This window comes from Ahrensia sp. R2A130 (genome assembly GCF_000179775.1).
In the GTDB taxonomy this organism is placed as follows: Bacteria; Pseudomonadota; Alphaproteobacteria; order Rhizobiales; family Rhizobiaceae; genus Pseudahrensia.
Genome location: NZ_AEEB01000003.1, coordinates 928,361 through 943,403, shown reverse-complemented (window position 1 = coordinate 943,403; position 15,043 = coordinate 928,361). Strand labels below are relative to the sequence as shown.

The following is a 15,043-nucleotide window of genomic DNA, read 5'->3' as shown; positions in this document are numbered from 1 at the left end:
ATTTGTCGATAAATTGTCAATGAAAAACTTCTTATCAGCCATGATAGATGTGAGTGACTACAGGAGACGAGATGGCAAAGCAGAACAATAATGGGCAGCTCGGCCCCATCGTTTCGTCATCGCATCTGGCCGATGGTGCGATGCCTGCGCTGTCTGAAATGGAGTTCGCGCTTATCGTGGCGCAGAGCGCATTCGCCCGCTGGACGACCCGCTGCATGGACGCTGCCGGGCTGACAGGACTGACCTCACTTGAGGTGCTCGTCTTGCATTCCGCCCACCACCGCGAGCGGGCGAAAACGCTGGGCGATTTGTGCACGGTGTTGAACATCGAAGACACGCATCTGGTCAGCTATGCGGTGAAGAAACTGGTAAAGCTGGGGCTGGTGGAAAGCGGCAAGCGCGGTAAGGAGAAGACTGTTGCTGCGACCGAAAAAGGGCGCGAGGCATGCGAAAAATACAAGAACGTCCGTGAGACTTTGCTGGTTTCCAGCATAGTGGAAATGGGTTTGAACGAGGACGAAGTGAGCCGCGTGGCGGGGCTGCTTCGGGCGATTTCCGGTCAGTACGATCAAGCTGCTCGCGGTGCGGCCAGCCTTTAGGGAGATGACGATGGAATACGTACAGCTAGGCCGCACTGGCACACAGGTTTCGAAACTTTGCTTGGGCTGCATGTCGTTCGGCACGCCCGGTGGGCCGACGCATCCTTGGGTAATTCCCGAAGCCGATGGCGAGCCATTCTTCAAGCTGGCTGTGGAGAGCGGTATCAATTTCTTCGATACGGCGGATCACTACAATTACGGCGATAGCGAAGAGATCACCGGACGGATGCTCAAGAAATTCGCGCGGCGCGACGAAATCGTGGTGGCGACCAAGGTTGGTCTGACCATGGGCGAGGGACCGAACAAGCGCGGGCTTTCGCGCAAGCGCATTATCGAAGGCGTTGATGCATCACTGAAGCGGTTGCAGATGGATCATGTCGATCTGCTCTACGTGCACCGTCTCGACCCCGACACGCCGGATGAGGAAATGCTGGAAGCACTCGATCATGTGGTTCGAGCGGGCAAGGTCATCTACCCCGCCGCATCGTCGATGTATGCGTGGCAATTTGCGAAGCTGCGTGAGATGCAAAAGGCAGCCGGTTACACGCCGTTCGTTGCAATGCAGAATCTCCTCAATCTGGCTTACCGCGAAGAAGAGCGTGAGATGTTGCCTTATTGCGAGGCGGAAGGTGTGGCGGTGGTGCCATGGAGCCCGATTGCGCGGGGCTTTCTTGCTGGTAACAAACCGAAAGAAGGCGAGGGAACCAACCGCGCCAAAATCGATAAGGCGGGGCATCTGTTCGGCGCCAAGCAGGATTACGCGATTTTAGAACGGGTGCAGGCGGTGGCGGAGCAGATCGGAACTTCACCGGCTCAGGTCGCCTATGCGTGGGTGTTGCAACATCCAAACGTCACCGCACCTATCGTCGGTGCAACGAAACTGCACCAGCTGGAAGAGGCGATAGCGGCTTGTGATGTGAAGCTGACTGCAGCGCAGATCAAACGGCTGGAGACGCCTTACAAACCGCGTGCCGTGATGGGACATCAGTAAAGGTTATTTTTGACCCACGCTTTTTTGTCCAATACGGGCGCGACGACCAAGCAGCACCATTGCCAACACCGCGACCGCAAACAGCACTGTTTCAAACGTTACCGCTTCGCCCAGTAAAGCCGCAGCAATAGCTAGAGTGAAGAATGTTTGCAGCAATTGCAGTTGGCCGATGCGCGACAGGCCGCCCATGCGGAGGCCGGTGTTCCAGGCAAAGAAACCGAGAAACATCGAGAACAGGCTGACGTAGCCAAAGGATAGCCAGTGGCTCGTTTCGGCGGCGACGAATGATGCAGGGTCCGCGAGCCACCATGTTGCAAATAGAGAGGCCGGCAGCATTAGAACCAACGCCCAGCAGATCACTTCCCAGCCGGGCAGATGAGCTGATAGTTTGCCCGATACAACGTAGCCAGCAGATGCGGTAACCGCAGCGAGCAACAACCACAGATCACCGACTTCGGTGCCGGTTTTCCCGCCACCGGCTCGCAATGTGTAGATGATGACCAGCACAGCGCCTGCGATTCCGCAAATCCAGAACAGGGCGGATGGTCGTTCGCCTGCCCACAAGGCTGCGAAGATTGCTGTCGTGAGCGGCAGAATTCCCAGAACTACACCGCCGTGTGCAGATGGCACGGTGACCATGGCCAGCGCCATGAAGCCGGGAAAACCGAAGACCAAAGTAACGCCTGCAAATGTGAGCGCGGTCCAATGGTGGAACGGAAATTTGCGCTTCATCACAAGCAAGGTAGCAGTGGCGAGTATGCCAGCAGCGGCGGCGCGCGCGAACGTCAAAAAGCCGGGGTCGAACACTTCCACGCCGATGCGGGTCGCTGGAAGCGTGCCTGCAAAAATAATGACGCCTGTCAGACCCAGCACGATGGCGAGAGCTGGTGGCCCGGATTGGGGAGCACTGCTTGGCGCGGTGGACATGTCAGGTGGCTCTCATCACAGCGAAGTTGCAGCCGTGGCATAAAACAGTCTCGCGGCGAAAGCCCTTGCGTGATAAGATTCGCAAATGTCGATCTGGACCGATATCGGTGACTTTCTGGGCACCACCGTTCCTGCCGCTTTTACGCAGGTGGTCGAACAGGTGCGAACTGCGTTTGTCGGCGACCCGGAAACCCGCAGAAAGGTTTCCTTTTCCGTAGCCATTATTGCGCTTTCGGCAAAAATGGCGAAGGCGGATGGCGTGGTTACGCAGGACGAGGTATCCGCTTTCCGCGAGATTTTCGCCGTGCCGGACCACGAGCTGGATAACGTTTCGCGCCTCTACAATCTGGCGAAACAGGATGTGGCTGGTTTTCATTCCTATGCCAACCAGGTGCGTTCGCTGTTTCCCGGTGACGACCCGACCGATGCCGATATTTTGACCGACGTGCTGGATGCACTGTTTCACATCGCCAAGGCAGACACGTTTATCCACGAGAATGAGTTGCTGTTTCTAGAAGATATTTCCGTTATTTTCGGTTTTGATGCTGCTGCCTTCGAAGGGTTGAAAGCGCGACATATGCTCAATGCTGCGGATAACCCGTATCGCGTTTTGGGTGTCGAGCCAGACCTATCTTACGACGAGTTGAAGACCGCTTACCGTCAGCGGTTGCGGGACAATCACCCTGATAAGCTCATCGCTCGTGGCGTTCCGCCGGAATTCGTGGCCATCGCGAATGAGCGAATGGCCGCGATGAATGTGGCGTGGGAGACGATTGAGAAATTGCATCGACCTGAAACCCCCGATGCCAAATCGACCCAAGCGACCGAAGCTTCGTGAGCCACTCATTCAAAGCCGACAGCCCGAACGTTGACTGGATCGAAGAAGCCGTGAATTTCGGCGAGCGGCGCGGTGTCGATGGGCCTGATATTTTGCTCCTGCATTATACCGGCATGGACAGCGGCGACGGCGCGCTGAAATGGTTGTGTTGTGAAGAGAGCGGCGTGTCGTGCCACTATCTCATCTTTGAAGATGGCCGCACGTTGCAAATGGTGCCGGAGCGCTTGCGGGCGCACCATGCTGGCGCTGGCAGTTGGGAAGGGCGCGAGGACGTGAACTCCCGCTCCATCGGTATCGAGATCGTCAATGGCGGTCACCCGGCAGGCCTGCCGGAATTTCCGCCAGAGCAAATGCAGGCGGTCGCGGATCTGTCGCGCGATATTATCAAGCGCCATGGCATCGCAGCCCATCGGGTATTGGGTCATTCTGATATAGCGCCCGGCCGTAAGGTCGACCCCGGCGAAGCATTTGATTGGTCGTGGCTGTCGCAGCAAGGTGTTGGACTCTGGGTGGAGCCGGTGGAGGCTGCGTCAGGTTTGTTCCTTCAAGAAGGCGACGCCGGAGACCCGGTTCAGGCCCTTCAAGGCATGCTTGAACTTTATGGTTATGGACTGGAATGTGGCGGTAACTTCGACCGCAAGACGCGAGACGTCGTTGAGGCGTTTCAGCGCCATTTTAGGCCCAAACGGGTCGATGGAGTGGCTGATATTGCGACAATTGCGACCTTAAAGGCGCTTTTGGACGCAAAGCTGTTGAAAAACGGCTCTGACTCAATGTAACAAAATGTTACGGAGCGCGATAAGTTTGTGGCAAGGCTGCCTTATTCTGTCCGCCCTTTCATCGTCAGACACTCAAGCTCGCAGACTCCTTATGGTTGTTATGCGTCTGAATGTCTTCGCCACTGTCGGCGTCTCACCTTCGAGTCTTTGGGAATTCGAGATGAAATCTGCTTACTCCGCCGCCTGTGCAGCGTTCCTGTGCGCACTACTCGCTGGATGCCAAACGTCTCAGGTTGGAGTTAGTTCCTATTCCGGACCGGAAGCTTCCACAGCCTCCGTACCGACAGCGCTCCGTAATGAAGCGACAAGTTCAGCACGCACACCGCAGCAGCGTGCAGCAGAGAAGAAGCAGGCCGAGACCGATAAAAAAGAAGCCTCCGGTGAAACACCTTCCGCATTCAGCAACGAAGCAACCAGTTCCGCGATGACGCCAGAAGAGCGTCGTGCGAAACGCGACGAGGCCAAGAACGTGCAGACATCGCTTCTGCCGGGTGTGAAATGGGAAAAGAACGCTGCCAGCGCCGCGATCAAGCCTGCAGCGGAAACAAAATCTAAGCGCCAGACACCGCAAAAGGCGATGAATTCCCGCTACTCGAAATATTCCAGCATTATTCGCCGTCACGCCAAGGCGAACGGCATTCCTTATCGTTTGGCCAAGGCTGTTGTTCAGGTCGAAAGCAACTTCAAAGCCAAGGCCCGTGGTGCCGCCGGTGAAATCGGCTTGATGCAGATCATGCCAACGACCGCCCGCTACATTGGCTACAAAGGTAAGATGGGTGCTCTCTACAATCCTGAGACCAACATCAAATATGGCATGAAATATCTCGGCAAGGCGCACCGCCTCGGTGGTGGCTCAACCTGCGGTACGATCCTGAAATATAACGCCGGTCACGGTGCGAAGAAAATGAACAAGATCAGCCGCAAATATTGTGCGCGGGTTAAGGGCATTCTCGCAAAAGGCTGAATTAGGTAGCGGGCTCTGACTGCACTAGTTTTTTGATCTTCAGCGCTTTTTCAAAATGATCTAACCGGTGCGTTGAAATCCACCAGGTTGCCGCTTCCATCAGAAGTTCAGGGTCATCGTTACGGTTCTTGAAAAACGCGTAGAACGATAATCCAACGGTTTCCCCCTTCTTTTCGATCTTCTTGTCGCACACCTCGATAATTTTCGTTTGCAGCGAATCTCGCATGTGGCTGGCCTGTTTGGTTGGAAGATCGAGGAGTTGTTACCACCTCGATTGAGCGCACGTAATGACGTTGCCGCTGGTGTAGCCGCTCCGGCATTGCTGTTTTCGTTTGACCCGCCGTCATCCACCCCGCACAACGCGGCCACCAGCTGGCTGGACGGCCGCCCTGCACAGAACCGAAAGGGGTGCGGGGAGGAAAGTCCGGGCTCCATGGAAACACGGTGCCGGATAACGTCCGGCGGGGGTGACCCCAGGGAAAGTGCAACAGAAAGCAGACCACCGGCCAGCTTCTTCGGGAGTGCCGGCAAGGGTGAAAGGGTGGGGTAAGAGCCCACCGCAGGCGTGGCAACACGCTTGGCACGGCAAACCCCACCGGGAGCAAAACCGAATAGGGACACGTGAGGTTCGGGCAACTGGATCGGGCCGGTTTTCAGGCTTTTGCGTGTCCGGGTAGGTTGCACCGAGGTGGCGCGCAAGCGTCATCCCAGATGAATGGTCGTCAGCCGTTTTGCGCTTGCGCATGGCGGTTACAGAACCCGGCTTACAGGCCAGCTGGTGCCTTCTTTTACGCCACATATCATGGCGTATTTCAACGCTCCCTTAACCTTCAGGCTTCATCTTCTCTTAACCGCGAGCATTGGTTCGTGAAGGTGCGCGTGCGCGCAGACGGGAATGGTGGAAATCTCTTGTGGCAGGCAGTGATGATCGAGGGGCAGGTGGGGCAGACGTTACGACGCGCCTTCGTTTGCCCTCCACTTCTGTTTTGGGCCGCAGTTACGCGCTTAGCCGTGCGGGTAGGGCGCAGCTTCGCGCAGGCCGCGATACGAAACGTCTTCGTCTTCCCGGTGCACCAAACATGAGCACGCCCGACCAACCCCACATTCCTGTCATGCTGGAGGAAGTGCTTCGCGCGCTTCGTCCGCTTGATGGCTCCACCATCGTTGACGCAACCTTCGGTGCTGGCGGCTACAGCCGCGCCATGCTGGGTGGCGGTGCAACGGTGATTGGTATCGACCGTGACCCTGATGCCGTGGCGGCAGCGCAACCCATGCTAGCAGAATTCGATGGCAGCCTAACTCTACACCACGGCCGTTTTTCTCAACTCGACAAAATTTGTCGCTCTGCCGGTCACGAGACCGTTGATGGCGTGGTTGCCGATATTGGCGTGTCCTCCATGCAGATCGATCAGGCTGAACGTGGCTTTTCCTTCCTGCGCGATGGTCCGCTGGACATGCGAATGGAGCAAAGCGGGCCGTCGGCTGCCGATGTTGTGAACCTGCTGCCCCGCAATGACCTGACCCGCGTCATCGGTATTTTGGGCGAAGAGCGACAGGCATCCCGCGTTTCCGCGCAGATCGTTGAAGACCGCGCCAAGCGCCCCTTCGAGACCACGCTTCAATTGGCGTCGCTGGTCGAAAAAGTTTTGAGCCGTAAGGCGAAGGATAAGATCCATCCCGCCACCCGCACGTTTCAGGCGCTGCGTATTTTCGTCAACGGCGAGTTGGACCAGCTGGCGCAGGCGCTGCTGGCAGCGGAGCGCGTTCTCGTTCCCGGCGGACGGTTGGTGGTGGTGACGTTCCATTCGCTGGAAGACCGGCTGGTGAAGATTTTTCTGAAAGACCGTGCAGAGCAGGCGAGCGGTTCGCGGCACATGCCGGTGGTCGATATCACCACGCCGACATTCAACCAGATCAAGCGTGGCGCAATTTCGGCTTCTGCTGCGGAAGCTGAAATAAACCCGCGCGCCCGTTCTGCGAAGTTGCGGTGGGCTGTTCGCACTGAAGAACCGCCACGGGTTAATTCAAATGGCGATGATCTTTCTATATTCGGGCTGCCGCGTTTGCCCGATCCTGCTTCCATTTCTACAAGCTAAGGCATTTTTGAGATGATCCGCATCACTGACGCTGTTCTGCTTGCGACTGCTATTTGCGGTGCGGTTTACACGTTCCAAATCAAATACGAGGCAGAGGCTGCGGCAAAAGGCATGCGCTCGCTGAACGCTCAGATCGTGGCCCAGAATCGGAAGATCGCATTGCTTCAGGCTGATTGGGCGTTGGAGACCAGCCCGGCCCATCTGCAAATTCTGGCAGACCGCTACGCCAAACAGTTGAAGCTGCAGGAACTGGATTCGCAACAGATCATCGACCGTACGGAACTGCCCGCGCTTCGCATCGAGCGAACCGAGCCTGATGCGGAAATTTACGCCGATAAAGATGGGTCGGTGCTGACAGGCGGTATTGGCGAATTGCTGGAACGGGAGGCGCAACGCTAATGACCGTTGTGTTGAAAACACTGAAATCGATCCGTGTCACGGCTGCCCGCTGGCTGCCCGTTCGCGCTGCCCCCAGACGTCGTGAGGACCTCGCCACGCAAACTCGCGATCGCTTGATCGTTGTCATGTGCGGTGTCGTGGCCGTGTTTTCGATCATTCAGGGCAGGCTGGTTTATCTTGCTGCTGACGATGTGACCGGCCCTCGCGCGCGCATTGGTGCTGATATGGCAATCGAAGCAACACGCCCACGTATCCTGGACCGCAACGGGCAAGTGATGGCGCTGGATATCGAAACCCAGTCGCTGTTTGCCGAACCGAAATTGATCGAGCGGGCGCAGGAAACCTACGACATGCTCGCCACCGTTCTGCCGGACCTTCCAGAAGAAAAGCTGGTGAAGCGCTTGAAGGGCGATGCCGGTTTCATCTGGGTGAAACGCGAACTCACCCCTCGCCAGCAGGCTGATATTCTGGCGCTTGGCCTGCCGGGTATCGGCTTTAGGCCTGAAACGAAACGCTACTACCCCGGGGGCGCGACAGCGTCGCATATTCTGGGTCACACCAATATCGATAATCAGGGCATTGCCGGTATCGAGAAGCATCTCGATGACAGCTGGTTGCGCGATTTTCATGCCGCAGGCTTTGGTGTGAAAAAAGAGCTGAAGCCAGTTCAGCTTTCCGTCGACATGCGGGTTCAGCATTTTGTCCGACAGGCGCTGGTGACAGCGATGGAAAAATACCGCGCTATCGCCGCCGCCGGTGTCGTACTCGACGCCAACACAGGCGAAGTGATCGCCATGTCTTCACTGCCGGATTACGACCCCAACAACCCGGTCGATGCGCTGAAAAAAGACCGTCTCAACCGCATGAGTGCAGGCCTGTTCGAGATGGGCTCGACATTCAAGACCTTCACCACAGCGATGGCGCTGGACAGCGGCAAGGTGAACCTTCGTTCGCGTTTCGACGCCACCAAGCCGTTGCGTATCGGTCGCTTCACGATCAATGATTTTCACGGTAAGCGCCGTGTGCTCTCGGTGCCGGAAGTGTTCATCTATTCATCGAACATCGGCACTGCGAAAATGGCTGATGTCGTTGGCATTCCCGGCCACAAGGAATTTCTGACACGCATCGGCCTGCTGGATAAAATGCAGGGCTTCGAGTTGCCGGAAGTTGCCAAGCCGACCCAGCCGAAGAAATGGAAAAAAGTGAACTCGATCACGATTTCCTACGGCCATGGCGTGTCCACCACGCCGCTGCAAACTGCGGTTGCTGCCGCGTCACTGGTCAATGGTGGTCGCCTGATTCCGCCGACGCTGTTTCCGCGCAGTGCGGACGCTGCCGCGATGGCGGGCAAGCAGGTGCTGAAGCCGCAAACGACGGATGCCATGCGCTATCTGATGCGCCTCAACGTGCTGAAAGGTTCGGGCAAAAGGTCCGACGTTCCGGGCTTTCTGGTGGGCGGCAAGACCGGCACAGCGGAGAAGGTCGTGAACGGGCGTTATTCCAATGACAAGCGCTTCAACGCTTTTCTGGCAACCTTCCCCGTTAATGATCCGCGCTACATTGTGCTGGTTATCGTGGACGAGCCGAAGCCTGAGAAAGGCAAGAAATACGCGACAGCTGGCATGAACGCCGCGCCCGTTGTGGGTGAGATCGTGCGCCGCTCTGCCCCGCTGCTGGGTGTGGAACCAGACTTTCGGGTGCGCGACACCGCCACGCTTTCGTCCTACACGAGGTAGAGAAGCGACACGCGATTCCCGCAGCAGCACGGCGGAAGGATTTTTCATGCGTTTGAATGACTTGCTAGGCGGCGGCTTGCCGGAAGCGTCCCGCGATGATGTGGGCGCCTTAGACATCACCAACGTTACGGTGGATTCGCGCAAGGTGAAGCCCGGTGGGCTTTTCATCGCTGTCTCCGGATCTGCCCAGGATGGCGCGAAATTCGTGCCGATGGCAGTGGAAAACGGCGCGGTTGCTGTGCTTGCAGATCGCGATGCGGACATCGGAAAAATATCGGTGCCTGTTTTGCGAAACGGCAACATCCGCAAAGCGCTGGCCAATATCGCGTCGCGGTTTCATCCGCGCCAACCCGAAATTATTGCGGCTGTCACCGGCACGGCTGGCAAGACATCCGTTGCGTCCTTCCTGCGTCAGATTTGGGGCCACAAGGACGACGCCGTACCAGCGATGATTGGTACGACCGGTGTGTTTGCGCCGGGCCGTTCCGACTACGGATCGCTCACGACGCCAGACCCCGTGAAACTGCACGAATTGCTGGACGAGCTGGCAGGCGAGGGCGTGACCCATTGCGCCATGGAAGCGTCTTCCCACGGTCTCGACCAGATGCGGCTCGATGGTGTGCGCCTCGCTGTGGCCGGTTTTACCAATCTTGGCCGCGACCATCTCGATTATCACGCTGATATCGAAGAGTATCTCACCGCGAAACTGCGCCTCTTCGGCGACCTGCTGAAGCCCGGTCAACCGGCTGTCATTTACGCTGATGATGAGTTCAGCGGGCGGGTGATCGACCACGCAGAATTCCATGGATTGGATGTGAAGACGGTCGGTCGTGAGGGCGAGTTCATAGCGGTGAAGCGCATCGAGCAGCACCGCACGTCGCAGGTGGCGGAAGTGGTTTGCGACGGTGAAACCTATCGCGTGGAACTTCCGCTCGCGGGTGAATTCCAACTGGCAAATGCGCTGGTCGCTGCCGGTATGGCGATTGCTTCGGGCATGGAGGCGAAGGCTGCATTTATCGCTCTGACCACGCTCGAAGGTGCATCGGGCCGGTTGGAACTGATCGGCAAGACCACCGAGGGTGCCGCTTGTTACGTCGACTACGCGCACAAGCCTGAAGCGCTGGAAAATGTGCTTGCCGCATTGCGCCCCTACACGACGGGCCAGCTCGTTCTCGTCTTCGGCTGCGGCGGCGACCGTGACCCCGGCAAGCGCGCCATCATGGGTGAAATCGCGGCCCGTATGGCGGACCGTGTGATCGTCACCGATGATAATCCCCGTTCTGAAAACCCCGGAAGCATTCGCGCCGCTATTATGGAGGCCGCGCCTGACGCGACTGAAATTGGCGACCGGTACGAAGCGATCATCAATGCCGTCGAGGGGCTGGGAAGTGGCGACACGCTCATTGTTGCGGGGAAAGGCCACGAAGAAGGGCAGATCGTCGGCGACACGGTGCTGCCGTTCTCCGACCATGCCGTTTTGCGCGAAGCGCTGGCTTTGGATGATGCTGGAGAGGTTGGTGCAGATGAGGTCGAGGAAACCGCCCATGAAACTTTGTCCGTGGTCGAAGATATCGAGCCGGAAGCAGAGCTTGTTGCAGTAGAGCCTGAGATCGAAGCTGAAGGCGATCCTGTTGCGTCTTATCAGCAAGAGACGGAATCGCACACGCCGCCGCTTTGGACCCTCGACGCTATGGGTGAGGCGACCAAAGGTTGGTTGCCGGACGGCGACACAGAAATTGCGATCACGGGCTTGTCCATCGACACGCGCAGCTTGCAACCGGGTGACGCCTATTTCGCCATCCGGGGTGATGTTCACGACGGACACAAGTTTGTTGCAGCAGCCCACGCCGCAGGCGCTACAGTCAGTGTCGTGGCAAAGGATTGGGTTGGCCGGTTGGAAGGTGACTGCGGGAGACTGCTGGTCGTTGATGATGTTCTTCACGCGCTGGTGCGCCTCGGTCTTGCCGCCCGGGCCCGCACGTCGGCGCAAGTGGTTGCGATCACCGGTAGCGTCGGCAAAACGACCACCAAGGAAATGTTGCGAACCGGTCTTGCTGCTTGCGGCCATGTTCATGCCGCCGTCGCCTCGTTCAACAACCACTGGGGCGTGCCGCTGACGTTGGCTCGGATGCCAGCCGATAGCGACTTTGCGGTGATCGAAATCGGCATGAACCACCCTGGCGAGATCACGCCGCTGGTTCAGATGACGCGCCCGCATGTTGCGATCATCAACAACGTCGCCGCCGTGCATTTGGGTGCATTTGATAGCGTGGACGAGATTGCTCACGCCAAGTCTGAAATTTTCGATGGTTTGATACCGGGTGGCACTGCCGTCTTGAACGCAGATGACGAACGACTGCCCATCATGCTCGATCGCGCAACAGAAGCAGAAGTCGCCAACACAGTCCTCTTCGGCGAAGCGCCGGACGCTGATGTGCGGTTGGAAAAACTAAACCTGATGGATCACGCCTCCACGCTTTCCGCCAACGTGATGGGCGAACCCGTCATGCTGAAGGTCGGAGCGCCCGGACGGCACATCGCGCAAAATGCGTTGGTGGTTCTGGCCGTGGCCAAACTGTTCGACGCCGACCTTGCAAAGGTCTCGCTGGCACTGGCCGAGATGGAAGCTGTGAAGGGACGTGGGCAACAGCACAAGCTATCGGTCGGGCAGGGCGCGGCCGTGTTGATCGACGAAAGCTACAACGCCAACCCGACCTCGATGGCAGCGTCACTCGATCTGTTGGGCAGCCGCGAACCAGCACCGGGCGGTCGCCGCATCGCGGTGCTGGGCGATATGCTGGAACTGGGCGCAACATCGGCGCAACTTCATGCTGACATCGCAGACCCCATAAGCGACAACCGAATTTCGCGTGTCTTTTTGGCAGGGTCGGACATGCGCGCGCTGCGCGACACGCTGATGAACACCAAGGGCGTTCACGTCACCTGGTGCGATACAGCAGACGAGATCGGGGCCATCTTGGCCGATGAAATTCGCTCCGGTGATGTGGTGATGGTCAAGGCTTCGCTTGGAATGGCGTTTGCGAAAGTAATCAACCATTTGCTAGAGCGTTACGGCGACAAACCGGACGTGTGACACGCGACCACAAGCCTTGCGCGGTGAAAACCGAATGCCGGGCGCAATCGAGGACTATCGATGCTTCACTATCTGTCCGGGTTTGGCGACAGCCTGCCGCTGTTCAACGTGTTTCGTTACATCACATTTCGCACCGGTGGTGCGCTCATCACGTCGATGATGATTACGTTCCTGTTTGGCCCAATGATTATTCGTGCCCTGCGCGGAGTGCAGAAAAAGGGACAACCCATTCGCTCTGATGGCCCTGCAACGCATTTCAAAAAAGCCGGCACGCCCACCATGGGCGGCTTCATCATTTTGATCGGCATCGTCGGCGCGTCGATGCTCTGGGCCGATCTGTCGTCCGTGCTGGTTTGGACCGTGTTGCTGGTCACGTTGGGCTTTGGCGCGATCGGTTTTTACGACGATTATCTGAAAGTGACCAAAGCCACCGACAAGGGCTTTTCCGGCAAGATGCGGTTGCTGCTGGAGTTCATCATCGCAGCGTTGGCCTGCACTGCGATCATGCTGTTTGCCGATAAGGTCGCGAACGTTCAAGCGGTTGGGAATGATCTGGACCTGTCGTCGGCGCTGACCTTCCCGTTCTTCAAAACGCTGGTGCTGCAACTCGGCTGGTTCTTTGTTATCTTCGGTGCCTTCGTCATCGTGTCCGCTGGTAATGCGGTCAATTTGACGGACGGTCTCGACGGTCTCGCTATCGTTCCGGTGATGATCGCTGCTGCGTCTTTCGGCGTGATCGCCTATCTCGCGGGTAACGCCATTTTCGCTGATTATCTTCAAATCCACCATGTGCGCGGCACGGGTGAGCTGGCCATTATTTGTGGCGCTGTTATTGGTGCCGGTCTTGGCTTTTTATGGTTCAATGCGCCACCTGCCGCCATCTTCATGGGCGATACGGGCTCGCTGGCGCTTGGTGGAATGTTGGGCACCATTGCTGTCGCCACCAAACACGAGATCGTCCTTGCCATCATCGGCGGTTTGTTTGTGATGGAAGCGATGTCGGTCATTATTCAGGTCGCGTCGTTTAAGCTCACGGGTAAGCGCGTGTTCAAAATGGCGCCGATCCACCATCATTTCGAGCAGTTGGGCTGGACTGAAAGCCAGGTCGTCATTCGCTTCTGGATCATCTCCATCGTCTTCGCGCTGATGGGTTTGGCTACCCTGAAGCTACGCTGATCGAAAAGAAGCAGCTGCGCTAATGATTACTATCGATGTCACACACGAGCAAACGGTCGCGCTGTTCGGTCTTGGTGGTTCTGGTCTTGTTACCGCTGCTGCGTTGATGGCTGGCGGAACACAGGTCATTGCGTTCGATGACAATCCCGCAAGCGTCGAGCGTGCGGAAGCGCAGGGCATTACGTGTGCTGATTTGCGGACCATAGACTGGGACTGTGTCGATGCGCTCGTTCTCGCCCCCGGCGTGCCGCTAACCCATCCGCAGCCGCATTGGACCGTGGAATTTGCGCGCCGCAGCGAAGTGCCGATTGTGGGTGATGTCGAATTGTTCTTCCGCCAGATGGCGAAGGCCGGACGCCCCGCCCCGGTGATCGCGATTACCGGTACCAACGGCAAATCCACCACCACTGCGCTCATCGCACATGTGTTGAAGCAGGCCGGACGGGATGTGCAGATGGGCGGCAATATTGGCCGTGCTGTGCTGGACCTCGACCCGCTGTCGGAAACGCCCGCCAATCAGGTCTATGTGGTGGAAATTTCATCCTATCAGATCGACCTTGCGCCATCGATTGCGCCGCATGTCGGCCTGCTGCTCAACCTGACACCGGACCATCTGGAGCGGCACGGAACGTTGGAAAATTATGCCGGGATCAAAGAGCGGCTGGTGGCTGCGTCGGATCTCGCCGTTGTGGGGTTGGACGATGAACATTGCCGCGCAATTTCAGGCAGAATTAGCGCTTCTCGTACGCCGCTTGTAACGATTTCCAAAGATGGTGCTGCAGATGTCTTCTTTGCCGATGGCAAGCTGATTGTTGATGGCGACATGGTCATCGATCTGTCGGGCGTCGGGTCCCTGCGCGGTCAGCATAACGGTCAGAACGCTGCTGCGGCTTTCGCCGCCTGCCGGGCCGTGGGCTTGTCCAGCGAGGAAATTCAATCGGGCTTCAACAGCTTTCCCGGCCTCGCGCACCGTATGGAGCAGGCGGGGCATGTGGGCGATGTGCTGTTCGTCAATGACTCCAAGGCCACCAATGCCGAGGCGGTCGCGCCCGCCTTGTCCAGCTTTCCGAAGGTCCACTGGATCGCTGGTGGCTTGGCAAAAGACGGTGGCATCGGATCGCTTGCTCCGCAGTTCGACCGCATAGCCAAGGCTTATTTTATCGGAGAAGCGGCAGGATCGTTTGCAAGTCAGCTTCCGGATACCATTCCTTATGAAATTGCTGGCAGTTTGAAACAGGCCGTTAACCACGCCGCACGCGATGCTTCGCTTGCGGCTGGAAAGGGGGCAGAGGCGGTTGTGCTTCTGTCGCCGGCAGCGGCCAGTTTCGACCAGTTTCCGAATTTCGAGAAACGGGGCGAAGCGTTCAAGGATGCGGTGGCAGCGCTGGAGGGATACGTTCCCATCGGCGGCTGACGGCGCGTTTCACGCCGTTGAAAAAGGTTG

At 57.6% G+C, this 15,043-nt stretch carries 13 protein-coding genes, 1 other RNA gene and 1 pseudogene; 13 read left to right on the top strand and 2 right to left on the bottom strand.

Annotated elements, in window-relative coordinates; translation table 11 throughout:
• Nucleotides 1-71 precede the first annotated feature (71 nt).
• Complete coding sequence (locus R2A130_RS05295) at nt 72-599, top strand: winged helix DNA-binding protein (protein WP_009757746.1); 528 nt, start codon at nt 72-74, stop codon at nt 597-599.
• 10 nt (nt 600-609) lie between these two features.
• Nucleotides 610-1,590: an aldo/keto reductase gene (locus R2A130_RS05290; RefSeq protein WP_009757745.1), complete on the top strand. Its 981-nt coding sequence runs from the start codon at nt 610-612 to the stop codon at nt 1,588-1,590.
• A 3-nt stretch (nt 1,591-1,593) separates the two neighbouring features.
• Here R2A130_RS05290 and R2A130_RS05285 read toward each other — a convergent pair whose 3' ends face one another.
• Nucleotides 1,594-2,517 (bottom strand): DMT family transporter, encoded by a 924-nt coding sequence (locus R2A130_RS05285; RefSeq protein WP_009757744.1) that lies wholly within the window; start codon nt 2,515-2,517, stop codon nt 1,594-1,596.
• 85 nt (nt 2,518-2,602) lie between these two features.
• Between R2A130_RS05285 and R2A130_RS05280 the strand changes: the two genes are divergently transcribed.
• From R2A130_RS05280 to R2A130_RS17440, 3 genes are all read left to right on the top strand, one after another.
• Entirely contained in the window at nt 2,603-3,355 is a 753-nt protein-coding gene (locus tag R2A130_RS05280) for a DnaJ family molecular chaperone (protein ID WP_009757743.1), read from the top strand.
• Entirely contained in the window at nt 3,352-4,134 is a 783-nt protein-coding gene (locus R2A130_RS05275) for an N-acetylmuramoyl-L-alanine amidase (protein ID WP_009757742.1), read from the top strand. The genes R2A130_RS05280 and R2A130_RS05275 overlap by 4 nt, the downstream gene beginning before the upstream one ends.
• 424 nt (nt 4,135-4,558) lie before the next feature.
• Nucleotides 4,559-5,098 carry a lytic transglycosylase domain-containing protein gene (locus tag R2A130_RS17440; protein ID WP_198008636.1) on the top strand — a complete coding sequence of 180 codons (540 nt, stop codon included), beginning with the start codon at nt 4,559-4,561 and terminating at the stop codon, nt 5,096-5,098.
• A 1-nt stretch (nt 5,099) separates the two neighbouring features.
• On the opposite strand, the gene R2A130_RS05265 is transcribed toward R2A130_RS17440, so the two are convergent.
• Nucleotides 5,100-5,324: a DUF6500 family protein gene (locus R2A130_RS05265; protein WP_009757740.1), complete on the bottom strand. Its 225-nt coding sequence runs from the start codon at nt 5,322-5,324 to the stop codon at nt 5,100-5,102.
• Nucleotides 5,325-5,466: 142 nt separating this feature from the next.
• Between R2A130_RS05265 and rnpB the strand changes: the two genes are divergently transcribed.
• The 8 genes and pseudogenes from rnpB (at nt 5,467) to murD (ending at nt 15,013) form a co-directional block, all read left to right on the top strand.
• Nucleotides 5,467-5,881, top strand: an RNA gene (gene rnpB / locus R2A130_RS17455) — RNase P RNA component class A.
• Between the two features lie 296 nt (nt 5,882-6,177).
• A complete protein-coding gene (gene rsmH, locus R2A130_RS05255; protein WP_040304669.1) occupies nt 6,178-7,194 on the top strand; it encodes a 16S rRNA (cytosine(1402)-N(4))-methyltransferase RsmH in 1,017 nt (338 codons plus the stop codon).
• A gap of 12 nt (nt 7,195-7,206) precedes the next feature.
• On the top strand, nt 7,207-7,593 hold the full coding sequence (locus R2A130_RS05250) for a putative protein TonB (RefSeq protein WP_009757738.1): 387 nt from the start codon (nt 7,207-7,209) through the stop codon (nt 7,591-7,593).
• Entirely contained in the window at nt 7,593-9,329 is a 1,737-nt protein-coding gene (locus tag R2A130_RS05245) for a penicillin-binding protein 2 (protein ID WP_009757737.1), read from the top strand. The genes R2A130_RS05250 and R2A130_RS05245 overlap by 1 nt, the downstream gene beginning before the upstream one ends.
• Before the next feature lie 46 nt (nt 9,330-9,375).
• A pseudogene (locus R2A130_RS18940) lies at nt 9,376-10,821 on the top strand (UDP-N-acetylmuramoyl-L-alanyl-D-glutamate--2,6-diaminopimelate ligase); the annotation flags it as partial.
• A 66-nt stretch (nt 10,822-10,887) separates the two neighbouring features.
• Complete coding sequence (locus R2A130_RS18935; protein WP_256364870.1) at nt 10,888-12,423, top strand: UDP-N-acetylmuramoylalanyl-D-glutamyl-2,6-diaminopimelate--D-alanyl-D-alanine ligase; 1,536 nt, start codon at nt 10,888-10,890, stop codon at nt 12,421-12,423.
• 60 nt (nt 12,424-12,483) lie between these two features.
• Nucleotides 12,484-13,599 (top strand): phospho-N-acetylmuramoyl-pentapeptide-transferase, encoded by a 1,116-nt coding sequence (mraY, locus tag R2A130_RS05235; protein ID WP_009757735.1) that lies wholly within the window; start codon nt 12,484-12,486, stop codon nt 13,597-13,599.
• Between the two features lie 22 nt (nt 13,600-13,621).
• On the top strand, nt 13,622-15,013 hold the full coding sequence (murD, locus tag R2A130_RS05230; protein WP_009757734.1) for a UDP-N-acetylmuramoyl-L-alanine--D-glutamate ligase: 1,392 nt from the start codon (nt 13,622-13,624) through the stop codon (nt 15,011-15,013).
• Nucleotides 15,014-15,043: the final 30 nt, after the last annotated feature.

Bases quoted from the DNA above. Each gene is read 5' to 3' on its own strand.
- R2A130_RS05295 (WP_009757746.1), top strand. From the start codon at position 72: ATGGCAAAGCAGAACAATAATGGGCAGCTCGGCCCCATCGTTTCGTCA.
- R2A130_RS05290 (WP_009757745.1), top strand. From the start codon at position 610: ATGGAATACGTACAGCTAGGCCGCACTGGCACACAGGTTTCGAAACTT.
- R2A130_RS05285 (WP_009757744.1), bottom strand. From the start codon at position 2,517: ATGTCCACCGCGCCAAGCAGTGCTCCCCAATCCGGGCCACCAGCTCTC.
- R2A130_RS05280 (WP_009757743.1), top strand. From the start codon at position 2,603: ATGTCGATCTGGACCGATATCGGTGACTTTCTGGGCACCACCGTTCCT.
- R2A130_RS17440 (WP_198008636.1), top strand. From the start codon at position 4,559: ATGACGCCAGAAGAGCGTCGTGCGAAACGCGACGAGGCCAAGAACGTG.
- R2A130_RS05265 (WP_009757740.1), bottom strand. From the start codon at position 5,324: ATGCGAGATTCGCTGCAAACGAAAATTATCGAGGTGTGCGACAAGAAG.
- rsmH (WP_040304669.1), top strand. From the start codon at position 6,178: ATGAGCACGCCCGACCAACCCCACATTCCTGTCATGCTGGAGGAAGTG.
- R2A130_RS05250 (WP_009757738.1), top strand. From the start codon at position 7,207: ATGATCCGCATCACTGACGCTGTTCTGCTTGCGACTGCTATTTGCGGT.
- R2A130_RS05245 (WP_009757737.1), top strand. From the start codon at position 7,593: ATGACCGTTGTGTTGAAAACACTGAAATCGATCCGTGTCACGGCTGCC.
- mraY (WP_009757735.1), top strand. From the start codon at position 12,484: ATGCTTCACTATCTGTCCGGGTTTGGCGACAGCCTGCCGCTGTTCAAC.
- murD (WP_009757734.1), top strand. From the start codon at position 13,622: ATGATTACTATCGATGTCACACACGAGCAAACGGTCGCGCTGTTCGGT.